Annotated in this window: 12 protein-coding genes; 10 read left to right on the top strand and 2 right to left on the bottom strand. The window is 37.4% G+C overall.

Annotated elements, in window-relative coordinates; genetic code table 11:
- Positions 1-969, bottom strand: coding sequence for a KpsF/GutQ family sugar-phosphate isomerase (locus J7604_RS07515; protein WP_293893504.1), 969 nt, complete (start codon positions 967-969; stop codon positions 1-3).
- Positions 970-1,042: 73 nt separating this feature from the next.
- Here J7604_RS07515 and recQ point away from each other — a divergent pair, with 73 nt between their 5' ends.
- The 6 genes from recQ (at position 1,043) to J7604_RS07545 (ending at position 8,401) form a co-directional block, all read left to right on the top strand.
- Positions 1,043-3,223 (top strand): DNA helicase RecQ, encoded by a 2,181-nt coding sequence (gene recQ, locus J7604_RS07520; RefSeq protein WP_293893507.1) that lies wholly within the window; start codon positions 1,043-1,045, stop codon positions 3,221-3,223.
- 41 nt (positions 3,224-3,264) lie between these two features.
- The gene (purD, locus tag J7604_RS07525; protein ID WP_293893510.1) at positions 3,265-4,554 is read left to right on the top strand and encodes a phosphoribosylamine--glycine ligase; all 1,290 of its coding nucleotides are present in this window, start codon (positions 3,265-3,267) and stop codon (positions 4,552-4,554) included.
- A 72-nt stretch (positions 4,555-4,626) separates the two neighbouring features.
- The gene (gene ricT, locus J7604_RS07530) at positions 4,627-6,204 is read left to right on the top strand and encodes a stage 0 sporulation family protein (protein ID WP_293893513.1); all 1,578 of its coding nucleotides are present in this window, start codon (positions 4,627-4,629) and stop codon (positions 6,202-6,204) included.
- Positions 6,201-6,680: a gliding motility lipoprotein GldH gene (locus tag J7604_RS07535; protein ID WP_293893516.1), complete on the top strand. Its 480-nt coding sequence runs from the start codon at positions 6,201-6,203 to the stop codon at positions 6,678-6,680. The genes ricT and J7604_RS07535 overlap by 4 nt, the downstream gene beginning before the upstream one ends.
- 3 nt (positions 6,681-6,683) lie before the next feature.
- Positions 6,684-7,367 (top strand): DUF4919 domain-containing protein, encoded by a 684-nt coding sequence (locus tag J7604_RS07540; protein WP_293893519.1) that lies wholly within the window; start codon positions 6,684-6,686, stop codon positions 7,365-7,367.
- 116 nt (positions 7,368-7,483) lie between these two features.
- The gene (locus J7604_RS07545; RefSeq protein WP_293893522.1) at positions 7,484-8,401 is read left to right on the top strand and encodes a hypothetical protein; all 918 of its coding nucleotides are present in this window, start codon (positions 7,484-7,486) and stop codon (positions 8,399-8,401) included.
- Positions 8,402-8,446: 45 nt separating this feature from the next.
- Here the strand turns inward: J7604_RS07545 and J7604_RS07550 are convergent, their stop codons facing one another.
- Positions 8,447-8,788, bottom strand: coding sequence for a YraN family protein (locus J7604_RS07550; RefSeq protein WP_293893525.1), 342 nt, complete (start codon positions 8,786-8,788; stop codon positions 8,447-8,449).
- A 71-nt stretch (positions 8,789-8,859) separates the two neighbouring features.
- On the opposite strand from J7604_RS07550, the gene lipB reads away from it, so the two are divergent.
- The 4 genes from lipB to J7604_RS07570 all read left to right on the top strand — a co-directional run bounded on the left by lipB (position 8,860) and on the right by J7604_RS07570 (position 12,670).
- A complete protein-coding gene (lipB, locus tag J7604_RS07555; protein WP_293893528.1) occupies positions 8,860-9,582 on the top strand; it encodes a lipoyl(octanoyl) transferase LipB in 723 nt (240 codons plus the stop codon).
- Between the two features lie 12 nt (positions 9,583-9,594).
- Positions 9,595-9,996: a hypothetical protein gene (locus tag J7604_RS07560; RefSeq protein WP_293893531.1), complete on the top strand. Its 402-nt coding sequence runs from the start codon at positions 9,595-9,597 to the stop codon at positions 9,994-9,996.
- Between the two features lie 74 nt (positions 9,997-10,070).
- Positions 10,071-10,787, top strand: coding sequence for a 3'-5' exonuclease (locus tag J7604_RS07565; RefSeq protein WP_293893534.1), 717 nt, complete (start codon positions 10,071-10,073; stop codon positions 10,785-10,787).
- A gap of 53 nt (positions 10,788-10,840) precedes the next feature.
- On the top strand, positions 10,841-12,670 hold the full coding sequence (locus tag J7604_RS07570; protein WP_293893537.1) for an ABC transporter ATP-binding protein: 1,830 nt from the start codon (positions 10,841-10,843) through the stop codon (positions 12,668-12,670).

Genomic DNA, 12,670 nt, shown 5'->3' on the forward strand with positions numbered 1-12,670 from the left:
TTAGACAAGCCCTTCTTTTAATAAATCATGAAGATGTATAAACCCCTCTACTTTTTTCCCGTTAACAACTACTAGTTGAGTTATGTTATTTTGCTGCATGATATTTAGTGCATTAACAGCATACTCCTCGCTATCTATTGTTTTGGGATTTGGGCTCATGATATCAATTGCTTTGATTCCTTCTATCGTCCCAAATTTATCAAGCATTCTTCGTATATCCCCATCAGTAACGATACCGATAAGTTCATCATTTTCATTGAGAACAGCAGTAGCTCCAAGTCTTTTCGATGAAATTTCAAATATAACTTCTTTTATTCCTGCATTCGCTTTTACTGCCGGTCTGCTGTTGTGAGGAAATATATCCCCCACTCTTAAATATAATCTTTTCCCCAGAGAACCTCCAGGATGATATAATGCAAAATCGCTGCTGGAGAAATTTTTCATTTCCAATAGGCAAACAGCCAGAGCGTCGCCGAGCGCAAGCGTAGCCGTTGTGCTTGTAGTAGGGGCAAGATTATTTGGACATGCCTCTTTTTCTACTGTGGCATTCAAAATAAAATCCGCTTCCTGCGCAAGAAATGATTCTGTATTGCCTACAAGTGCAATCATTTGACATCCAGTTCTTTTGATGAGAGGTACAAGTACCTTGATTTCCGGTGTATTACCGCTTTTGGAAAGACAAATAACTATGTCATCCTTTTGTATCATTCCAAGATCGCCATGGATGGCATCTGCTGCATGCATGAACACAGCAGGCGTGCCTGTAGAGTTAAGCGTGGCAACAATCTTACTTCCTATAATTGCACTTTTTCCAATACCTGTTACAACAACTCTACCCTTGATGCGAAGTATTGCTTCTACAGTTTTTTCAAAGTCTTCATTGATGAAGTCTACAAGTTTTTTTATTGCATCAGCTTCACTCAATAAAACATTTATTGCTGTATTTCTAATATTTTTTACTAATTTCAAGGTAAGGAATCATTCAATTGTTTACCTGACAAATATATAAAGGTTTTAAGATTTAATGATGTTAGATGAGAAAATGTTAGTCGAAAATGAAGTTGAGGTAATCGGTCAGCTTAAGGCTGTATTTGGTTACAATCAATTTAGAGGATATCAGGAGGAAATCATTAGCAATGTTTTAGCCGGAAAAAATACCTTCGTAATAATGCCTACTGGGGCCGGTAAATCTCTTTGCTATCAATTGCCGGCAATCATGACAAAAGGTACGGCCATTGTTATCTCTCCGCTTATCGCTTTGATGAAAAATCAGGTTGACCAGTTAAATGCACTGGGAGTCAATGCACAATTTTTAAATTCAACACTGACTAAAGTCGAGATTAACAAAGTAAAAAAAGAAACTCTGAGTGGAGACATAAAACTGCTCTATGTTGCTCCGGAGTCGCTGACTAAAGAAGAAAATATCGATTTCCTTAAAAAGGGAAATATATCCTTTGTCGCAATAGACGAAGCACACTGTATCTCAGAATGGGGCCACGACTTCAGACCGGAATACAGAAAAATAAAAAGCATTATAGATCAGCTCGGTACAGAGTTGCCAATTATAGCGCTCACAGCCACTGCAACTCCTAAAGTTCAGATAGATATTCAGAAGAACCTCCATATGGAGGAAGCGGCTTTGTTTAAATCTTCATTTAATAGAAAGAATCTTTACTATGAAGTCCGCAAAAAGCACAATACCAAAAAGCAACTCATCAAGTATGTGCTTGACAATAAAGGAAAGTCAGGTATCGTCTATTGTCTTAGCAGAAAAAAAGTAGAAGAAATAGCAGAACTACTTAAAGTCAATGGTATTAAAGCATTGCCTTATCACGCTGGGCTTGATGCCAGTGTAAGAATGAATAACCAGGATGCATTCCTGAATGAAGATGCTGACGTAATTGTGGCTACCATTGCCTTTGGAATGGGTATTGACAAACCAGATGTTCGATATGTCATTCATTATGATGCCCCCAAGTCCCTTGAAGGATATTATCAGGAGACAGGAAGAGCAGGCAGGGACGGACTTGAAGGAAACTGTATCATGTTTTATACCTACGAGGATATACTGAAGCTTGAGAAGTTTAACAAAGATAAATCTGTTACTGAGCGTGATAATGCAAAACATCTGCTTCAGGAGATGGCTGCGTATGCAGAGTCTTCTGTATGCAGAAGAAAGCAATTGTTACATTATTTTGGAGAAACTGTAGAAAAGGATTGCGGGTTCTGCGATAACTGTATAAAGCCAAAAGAAAAATTCGAAGCTCAAGATGAAGTCGTGCTAGCTGTTAAAGCAGTGATGCAGACGGAAGAAAGATTTGATGCTAGTCACTTAAGTCTTGTTCTTGTCGGAATGGAAAATGATTACGTCAAGAGCTACAATCATAATGAGTTGGAAGTTTTTGGCAAAGGAAAAGATCAGACTATTGAATACTGGAATTCTCTATACAGACAAATTGTATTGCAGGAGCTACTCGAAAAAGATATAGATAATTTCGGGATTCTTAAAATTACTGATAAAGGTCTTGCATATTTAGAAAACCCGGTTCCTCTGTCTTTCAGCAAAGATCATGATTTTTCAGGTGAGACCTCAGAAGAAGAAATTGAAAAACAGGCATCCGCTGCTAAATCTTATGATCCTGCCCTTTTTGATTCTTTAAAGGCTTTAAGAAAGAAAATAGCAAAAGACAAGGGCTTACCTCCATATGTCATTTTTCAAGATCCATCTCTTGAAGAAATGGCTACCACTTTCCCCACCACTAATGATGAACTCAGTCATATCAATGGCGTGGGAATGGGAAAGGTCCAAAAATTCGGTAGACCATTTATTGAACTGATTAGGAAGTATGTTGAAGAGAATGACATTGAAACAGCTTCAGATGTCGTAGTAAAATCTTCTGTAAATAAATCTAAAATCAAAATTTTTATTATCCAGCAGATTGATAGGAAAATTGACCTGGATGAAATAGCTGAAGCTAAAGGTTTGAGCCTTGCAGAACTGACAGAGGAAATAGAACATATCTGTTATTCAGGTACCAAATTAACCCTTGATTATTATATCGATCAGATCATGGATGGTGATAAACAAGATGAGATCTATGATTATTTCATGGGGGCTGAAAATGATAACATCGCTCTTGCAATGAAAGAACTGGGAGGAGACTACTCAGAAGATGAAATTAGACTAATGAGAATTAAATTCTTGTCAGAACTGGCAAACTAAATTTATAACATATACAGAAAATTTTACGCATTAAAATTTAAATGAATATTCTAATTGTTGGGTCGGGAGGAAGAGAACATACCTTCGCTTGGAAAATAAAACAAAGTCCGCTTTGTAAAAAACTTTTCGTAGCTCCAGGAAATGGAGGGACAGAGGGAATTGCAACAAATGTACCTCTGCAGGTAACGGAGTTTGAAAAACTAGGCAAGTTTAGTGTTGAAAATCAAATCGATTTGGTGCTTGTTGGACCAGAAGTACCTCTTGTAGAGGGGATAGTCGATTATTTTAAAAGTACAGATTCGTTAAAACAAATACCTGTAATAGGCCCTTCAAAGGATGGTGCTATGTTGGAAGGCAGCAAGGATTTCTCCAAAAACTTTATGGTGAAATATGGAATTCCAACTGCTGCATCTAAAACATTTACCGCAAATGAGCTGAAGCTAGGACTTGAATATATTGAAACTCAGAGTCTGCCTATAGTACTGAAAGCTGATGGTCTGGCTGCCGGAAAAGGTGTTATCATCGCCCAATCAAAAGATGAGGCTAAGACAGCATTAAGAGAAATGCTGGAGGATAAAAAATTCGGGGAAGCAAGTGCGAAAGTAGTTATAGAACAATACCTTGATGGCATCGAATTATCGGTATTTACTATCTCTGATGGATCTACATATAAAATACTTCCGGAAGCTAAAGATTACAAGAGAATTGGTGAAAAAGATACAGGCCTAAATACAGGAGGAATGGGAGCTGTTTCTCCTGTTCCATTTGCAGATAAAGCATTCATGGATAAGGTTGAGAAAAAGGTAATTATTCCTACTATAAATGGTTTGAAGGCTGAAGGGATTGATTATGTAGGATTTATTTTTTTCGGATTAATGAATGTTAAAGGGGAGCCATACGTTATTGAATACAATGCCAGAATGGGAGATCCCGAAACTGAAGTTGTAATTCCCCGAATCAAAAATGACTTTTTAGAGGTATTAGTTAAAGTAGCTGACAAAAAACTTGACGAGGTCAATCTTGAAGTGTCCGATCAAACAGCAACTACGGTGATGCTGGTAGCTGGTGGATATCCCGAAGACTACGAAAAAGGAAAAGTTATTTCCGGACTGGAAAATGTAGGTGAAGTATTGGCCTTTCATGCTGGTACTGCTTTGAAGGATAATAAGTTGATTACAAATGGAGGGAGGGTTATCGCACTTACAGGATTAGGACAAGACATTCAGGGAGCTCTTTTAAAATCAAATAAAGCTGCGGAAAATGTGATTTGGGAGAAAAGGTATTACAGAAGAGACATCGGTCTCGACCTTTTGGCTTTAATTGAAAAATAAAGAATATATTTGTAAATCATCATTTTAATGATGGGGTTACAAATTTTACACACATATATAAATATATAGGAGATGGGATGCAGTTCTTGTAGTTCCGGAGGCGGGTGCAGCACTGGTGGTTGCGGAAAAAGCGGAGGATGCTCGTCTGGCGGATGTAATAAAATGAATACATTCGATTGGCTCGGAAACATGGAGCCTACCAGAGTACATTCATTTAAAATAGCAGAAATACGTTTTAAGGGCGGAAGAAAAGAATATTTCAGAAATGTCAATGACATTGAACTTAATAATGGAGATCCGGTCATAGTTAATGTTCCAAATGGGCATCACTTAGGCTTTGTCTCTTTGCAGGGTGAGTTGGTACGTCTTCAGATGAAAAAGAAGAACATTGTAGAAGATGATCAGATTCGAGACATCTATCGTATCGCCAATGCAAAAGATATTGAGAAATTTGACAATACTCAAAAAAGGGAGCTTCCTACACTTTTCCGTACGCGTGAAATAATCAATGAGCTGAAGCTTGATATGAAGCTGACAGATGTTGAATACCAGGCAGATAATACTAAAGCTACTTTTTATTATTCAGCAGACGATAGAGTAGATTTTCGCGAACTGATTAAATGCCTTGCCACTGAGTTTAAAATCAGGGTAGAAATGAGGCAGATCAGTCTTAGACAGGAAGCTGGACGTCTTGGAGGAATAGGGTCCTGTGGAAGAGAGCTTTGCTGCTCGACTTGGCTTTCTGATTTCAAAAGTGTTTCCACTTCTGCAGCCAGATATCAGAATCTTTCTTTGAATCCAAGCAAACTTTCCGGTCAATGCGGGAGACTGAAGTGTTGTCTCAATTATGAGCTTGATACTTATGTCGATGCATTAAAAGATATTCCTACTGTCGAAGATCCGCTTCTTACAGAAAGAGGTGAAGCATATTTGCAAAAAACGGATATCTTCAAGAAAATCATGTGGTTCGGATACAGGGAGGATACCACTTGGTACCCACTATCTGTTGAAAGGGTCAATGCAATTCTTGAGTTAAATAAAAAAGGAGTAACTCCAGTTTCTCTGGATGAAAATGATACTTCAATTCAGGATGAGGAGAAAAAGGCGGAAGACGATCTGAACGAGCTGAAGCGTCTGGATGAGAAATACAAGAAGAAGAAAAAGAAGAAGAAGAAATCAAAAGGTCCCAATACCGGTAATGTTCAAGGAAGTGGTGAGGGGGATACTTCTGTTTCCAGCCAGGAAAGGAAGACGCAGCAGGAAAGAAGGCCTCAGGCACAGAAACAACATCAACATCCAAACAGAGAAAATAGAGAGAAGAGCAGTCATCCTAATAGAGAGAAAGGACCCTCTCCTCAAAATAACCAAAGGGAAAAGCAGCCACAGAAAGAGCATCAGAATGCTCCTCGGGAAAATCAGAATAGAGGTGGCCAAAATGTTCCTAGAGAAAATCAGAATAAAGGTGGTCAAAATGTTCAGAGGGATAATCAGAACAGACCGAAGGGGAACCCTAATCAACAGCATAAAGGAAATCCTAACCAACCTAAAGGTAACCCCAATCAACCAAAGGGAGGTAATCCTAATAAACAGGGATCTGATCAAAAAAATACAAATAATAATCCGAATTCTACGCCGGACAAACAAATATGACGAAAAACAGAATTTCGACTATTCTAGTCCTGATTTTATTTATTTTAAGCTCTTGTGATAAATCGAGGATATACGAACAGAACTTCGATTTTCCTGATAATAAGTGGGAAGAGAATAAGGAGCTTACCTTTGATTTTGAGGTGCCGGATCACAGACAAATGTACAATGTACTGTATAATGTGAGGTATTCGGTTGATTATCCATTTTATAATCTCTATGTAAAATACAATTTGTTGGATTCTGCAGGCAGAGAGATAAATCAAAAGTTGCAAGGAATGGATCTGATGGATTCGAAAACCGGAAAGCCTTTTGGTAAAGGAGTAAGTGGCGTTTATGATTACAGGATATTAGCATTACCTGGATACATTTTTCCTTATTCAGGAAAATACAAAATGAAAGTTAGGCAATATATGAGGCAAAATCCTCTTCCTCATATTTATTCATTTGGATTAAGATTAGAAAAAGCCGGAGCTTAGTGCATGAAATCAGGGTTTGTTGTTTGTTTTTTTCTTCTACTTACTGTTTTATCCTCACGGGGACAACAAGTTGATGTGAAGGCAATTGAGCATGCTATTAAAAATCCTGAAAGTAGATTTTTCTATCCAACATTGCTAAAAAGATTCAATTCCCTGGATACAACCTTAAAAAAGGACGATTTTAAGCATCTTTATTATGGTTTTGCCTTCAGGGAAGATTATAGTCCTTTTGAAATGGACGATCTTGAAAAAAGGTTGAAAGAACTTAATTATGCTAAAAACTTTGAAGGTGTAATAGAGCTTGCGGATAGTATAGATCATTCTATTCCTACGGATTTGACTGTACTTTTTGAAAAATCTTACGCTTTAAGGTCTTTGGTTAAAAAAGAAGAAATCGTTGCCAGAAGCAAATACAATGTTTTACTTAAAGCTGTGCTTGCTTCGGGCGATGGTAAATCACCAGAGACAGCTTATCAGGTTATTTTCTTTGGGGATGAAATAGAGGTTCTAAGCGCTCTTGGGCTTAAGATTGTAGAAAGGCAAACCATCCTAAAAGATAACCGCTTTTATGATGTCTGGATTTTGGGGAAAAACAAACAAAAGTTGGAAAAACTCTATTTCGATGTAACTATTCCTCACAAATTTGAAGAACAAGAGCTCATAAAAGATTTGAAGGATAACAATTGATTCGGTGTAAACAAAATGTTATTTCATCAGGAAGATTGAATCTGTAGAATGAATTTTTGCTTTGATATATTATTTTTGCGCATCAAACGTTGATAACGGGTAGAAAATAAACTGGAATGGCTTTTTTAAACTTCCGCAAACTTGCTTTATGGCTTTTTATATTAATGGGAATAGCCTCTCCTTCATTTGCGCAAAATGACCCGTCTGATTCATTTGCAACTGATTCTATTCCGGATATATTGGTCGCCGCAGATAGTATTCCGAATAAAGCCAAGAAAAAGAAAAGGAAGAAAAACGTTTTCTACGGAATAAAAACCCGCAAAGGATTTACCAAAATAGGAAGAGGAAAACAGGTTACCATTGAAACTTTTCACTTGCTGAAAACCTACAAAGAACCTAATCCTTATGTGGGCGAATACTATGTTTTCGATGTCCGCAAAAGAAAGGTTTTAAAAGTTGCTTCCATTGATAAAAAGGAATTGCTCAATTATAGAATACTGCATGGCCCCTATAAAAAAACAGTAGGTGGAGAGGTAGTTGAGTCCGGAATTTTTTATGTGGGGACAAAACATGCAAGATGGGAGCGGTACGGAAAAAATAATATCCTGCTTGATAAAGTCAAGTTTTACAAAGGCTGGCCCAAAGAATCAGAAATTATCTATTTTGATAACGAAAGGACAAAAGTAAAAGAAGTAAAACCATTGGTAAATAAGCAGCTTAATGGAACTTATTGTCTGTTTAATGAAAAAGGCTGGACCTTAGTTCACGGAAAATACATTGATAACATTAAGGTTGGAATCTGGGTGGAATATTTTACCGAGAAAAATAAACGCAGGAAAGAAATCCAGCATCCTGCAAGTCCATACAAAGACGAGCAGTTTGAACCTTATGTACTTACTGAATGGGATGAAGAAGGGAATCTGATTGTCCAGAACGGAAAGGCAGTGCCTGTGACTAAAACAGGTGGGAAAGATCCTTCAGGGAAGAAACAAGCTCAACGACCTCCTGGTAGCAACAGAAACAGAAAACAATAAGAGTAAATAGAAACAGGGGCTGTTTACTGTTACCTATTCACTGCCTTAGTGAAATGCGTCCTCAAAGTGGACGATTTCCTGTCCGGTAATTGCAACAATATCAAATCTGATTGGGCCTTTCCAATTATTTTCAAAAATAAAGTTTTCAGCGGCCGTCATCACCAGAGAAGCTTTCCTTTCGGAGACTGAAGCTTCAGGAAAGCCAAATTTTGAATTCTTTCTTTTTTTAACTTCTACAAAGACCAGCAGATTTTCTTTGCGGACAATAATATCGATCTCAAGTTTTTTATATCGGTAATTCCGAAAGAGTACAGAATAGCCTTTGGTCTCCAGAAATCTCCCTGCCATGTCCTCTCCGTTTTTCCCTGAAATTATATTGTTTCCCATTAGCTTTTTGTCGTTGATGCGTTAATGAAGTATCTTGGTACCCTGAAATTCAGGTGTAAAGCTATAAAGTTGTGAATGAAGTAATTAATAAAAAAGTCTTTTTTGAAAATCTTGGTCTTATCAGTTATAAAGAAGCCTGGGATTATCAAACTAAGCTTTTTGATGAAATTGTATCTGTTAAACTTTCAAACAGAGGCATACCTGCAGAAGATCAAAAGCCAACACCAAATTACCTTCTGTTTTGTCAACACCCTCATGTTTATACTCTTGGGAAAAGCGGAGATGCCGGCCATTTGCTTTTACAAGAAGATCAACTGAAAAAGGAGGGTATTGAATTTTACCATATAAACAGAGGTGGAGATATCACGTACCATGGTCCAGGACAGCTAGTTGGCTATCCGGTTATTGATATGGAAAACTATTTTACCGATATTCATAAATACCTTAGATTACTGGAAGAAGGAGTAATTCAGACAATTGCGGAGTATGGCATTGTTGGGGGAAGAATAGAAGGGCTTACTGGTGTTTGGATTAATTCAGAAACACCGGAAAAAGGCCGAAAAATTTGCGCTTTGGGTGTCAAAACCAGCAGATGGGTAGCTATGCATGGATTTGCCTTGAATGTGAATGCAGACTTAAATTATTTTAATAATATAGTACCCTGCGGTATCTCAGATAAAGCCGTTACTTCAATTGAAGCAGAAGTAGGCAAGAAAGTAAATATGGAAGAGGTTGAAGCCATTTTGAAAGAAAAATTGGCAGGCTTATTTGAAATGATCATTGTTCAAAAGTAAATTTCGAAATCAATGAAAAAGGATATCTTATTCCCTCAGGTAGAAGGTGTTTCCGTAGCGATTGTCAGAGAAGGCGATGCGGGAGATTACAGCTGGAATGTTTTCATGATTAATGAAAATAAATTTGATTTAAGAGACATAACAATCCGTTCTAAAGGCTATGGTCCTAAGGAAGGTGATCAACAGATAACATCTACATTAAGACACCATATTCAGCTACTTTCGTCTGAAAGCACGCTTAAAATTGAGCCTATAGATCCGGCGGTATTTCACTTATACAATGAATACTGGATCAGTTATTATGTCAATAATCAGATTTTTGATAAAAAATTTATTTTCGTACCTGAAAGTATTATAGAAAAAAATCTGGTATTTATTCCACAACTGGAACTTCAGGGAATATTACATACATGATGCTTGATTTTCAGAGCATATTTGGAAAAAGGATTTTTATCCCTAAAATTTAGGGAAACAATCAGCTTTTTAGAATGGACATACTAAAGAATGCCGGGGACATTTTATTCCTGGATATTGAAACTGTCACCGGTACGGCCTCGTATCATGAGCTTAGTGACAGGCTGCAGCATCTCTGGACGAAAAAATCAGGGATGATTGATGATCAAAAAGAACCCGATGAACTTTATTTTGAAAAAGGGGCTATATTTTCGGAATTCGGAAAAGTAATCACTATTTCAGTAGGTTATTTCTTTTTTCAGCAGGGGGAGTTATCCCTTAAAATAAAATCTTTCTGGGGGCATAATGAAAAGGAGCTTTTGGAAGATTTTAAACGACTGATTGAAAAATTTGATCCCAGAAAACTAAGACTCTGTGCACATAATGGAAAAGAATTTGATTTTCCTTATTTATGTCGCAGAATGCTTATAAATTCTATCCCAATTCCTGAATCATTAAATATATCAGGAAAAAAGCCTTGGGAAATCCTGCACTATGATACATTGGAAATGTGGAAGTTCGGAGATAGAAAAAATTATACTTCTCTGGAAACTTTGGCCACTGTATTCGATATCCCTACAAGTAAAGATCAGATGGACGGAAGTTACGTCAATGTATCTTATTACAAGGAAGATGGGCTTGATGCAATTAGGACTTACTGCGAGAAAGATGTGCTTGTTACTGCTCAGGTTTTTCTAAAGTTGCATTGTCTTGAACTGGTAGGGGAAAAAAATATTTTGTTTTGCAATTGATGAATAATTTCTTTTGTTTCGGTTAATTTATTTGAGATCAGAATATTACACAGATGTCTGCTAACGGCGGGAAAAAAGATGAGTTTTTGCTAGATGTTCGAAATTTAAAGACATACTTTAAATCTGAAGATAATATTGTCAAAGCTGTAGATGATGTTAGTTTTCAACTCAAAAGGGGAGAAACTCTCGGCATCGTTGGTGAATCAGGTTCTGGAAAATCGGTAACGGCTCTTTCTATTATGAAGCTTGTTCCTAATCCGATTGGTCAGATTGTGGGGGGCAGTATTCTATTTAACTCTCCCGATAAAGGAATTATCGATCTTACTAAGATTTCCGAGCGGGAAATGCAGCATGAAAGAGGCAACGAGATCTCCATGATCTTTCAGGAGCCGATGACATCGCTTAATCCAGTGTATACCTGCGGAGATCAGGTGATGGAAGCCATTCTTTTGCACCAAAAGCTTTCTAAAAAGGAAGCTAGGCAAAAGACAATAGAACTTTTTGAAAAGGCAAAACTCCCAAGACCAAGCGATATATTTGATGCGTACCCTCATCAGATTTCTGGTGGACAAAAACAAAGGGTAATGATTGCGATGGCCATGAGCTGTAATCCATCGGTGCTTATAGCAGATGAACCTACAACTGCTTTGGATGTTACTGTGCAGTCAAGAATTCTGGAATTGATGAGCCAACTCAGAGATGAAAATAATATGTCTATTATTTTCATTACACATGATCTTGGCGTAATAGCAGAAATTGCTGATAGAGTAATGGTAATGTACCACGGAAAGGTGGTAGAATCAGGTACCACTTACGATATATTTAACAATCCTCAACACCCTTATACAAAAGGCCTTCTTGCTTGCCGCCCGAGACTGGATATGAAATTACGGGTTTTACCTGTAGTGTCAGATTTCATGGAAAAGGATGAGTCCGGAAATATTGTTGAAAAGAAAGATCATAAGTTTTCTTCTGTAGGACATGCCTTACTTTACAACTTTGTCTCGGAAGATGAAATCAAAGATCGTCAGGATGATCTGAAGAAAAAGGAACCTCACCTAAAAGTCAAAGATCTTCAAACATATTTTCCTATCTCCAAAGGGTTATTCGGAAAAGTTACAGATTATGTTAAAGCAGTTGATAATGTTTCATTTGATGTTTATCCTGGTGAAACATTAGGTCTGGTAGGTGAATCTGGTTGTGGAAAAACAACACTTGGACGAACAATTTTAAGATTAATTGAACCAACAGGAGGAGATATTTATTTTGAAGGAAAGAGCATAAAAGATGTTCAGGGGGAAGATCTGAGAAAGTTGCGTAAAGATATGCAGATCATTTTTCAGGATCCATATTCTTCCCTTAATCCAAGAATGACTGTCGGCGAAGCAATCATAGAGCCGATGCGTGTAAATGGAGTTTTGGATAGTGACTTCCAAAGGAGAAGAAGAGCCGTAGAACTTTTAGAAACAGTAAGTTTAAGTTCCAAGCAATTTGAAAGATATCCGCATGAGTTCTCAGGCGGGCAAAGACAAAGGATATGTATTGCGCGTGCTTTAGCTTTAAATCCTAAATTTATAATATGCGATGAGTCTGTTTCTGCACTAGATGTATCGGTTCAGGCACAGGTACTTAACTTGTTGAATAAGCTTAAAGAGGATTTTAACTTTACCTCTATTTTTATCTCTCATGACTTGTCTGTAGTGAAGTTCATGTCTGACAGAATTCTGGTAATGAACAAAGGGAAAATAGAGGAAATAGGATACGCTGAAGAAATATATAATCACCCGCAGTCAGAATATACAAAGAAATTGATAAATTCAATTCCAAAAGGAGACCTTGCCGCCATCAGGAATGCTATGTTGAAGAGGAGTCAGGGTCGGTAA

This window comes from Sporocytophaga sp. (assembly GCF_017745095.1).
GTDB lineage: Bacteria > Bacteroidota > Bacteroidia > Cytophagales > Cytophagaceae > Sporocytophaga.

Excerpts from the sequence above, each read along its gene's own strand:
- ricT (WP_293893513.1), top strand. The coding sequence starts at position 4,627 with ATGGGATGCAGTTCTTGTAGTTCCGGAGGCGGGTGCAGCACTGGTGGT.
- J7604_RS07540 (WP_293893519.1), top strand. The coding sequence starts at position 6,684 with ATGAAATCAGGGTTTGTTGTTTGTTTTTTTCTTCTACTTACTGTTTTA.
- purD (WP_293893510.1), top strand. The coding sequence starts at position 3,265 with ATGAATATTCTAATTGTTGGGTCGGGAGGAAGAGAACATACCTTCGCT.
- J7604_RS07545 (WP_293893522.1), top strand. The coding sequence starts at position 7,484 with ATGGCTTTTTTAAACTTCCGCAAACTTGCTTTATGGCTTTTTATATTA.
- J7604_RS07565 (WP_293893534.1), top strand. The coding sequence starts at position 10,071 with ATGGACATACTAAAGAATGCCGGGGACATTTTATTCCTGGATATTGAA.
- J7604_RS07535 (WP_293893516.1), top strand. The coding sequence starts at position 6,201 with ATGACGAAAAACAGAATTTCGACTATTCTAGTCCTGATTTTATTTATT.
- J7604_RS07550 (WP_293893525.1), bottom strand. The coding sequence starts at position 8,788 with ATGGGAAACAATATAATTTCAGGGAAAAACGGAGAGGACATGGCAGGG.
- J7604_RS07560 (WP_293893531.1), top strand. The coding sequence starts at position 9,595 with ATGAAAAAGGATATCTTATTCCCTCAGGTAGAAGGTGTTTCCGTAGCG.
- recQ (WP_293893507.1), top strand. The coding sequence starts at position 1,043 with ATGTTAGTCGAAAATGAAGTTGAGGTAATCGGTCAGCTTAAGGCTGTA.
- J7604_RS07570 (WP_293893537.1), top strand. The coding sequence starts at position 10,841 with ATGTCTGCTAACGGCGGGAAAAAAGATGAGTTTTTGCTAGATGTTCGA.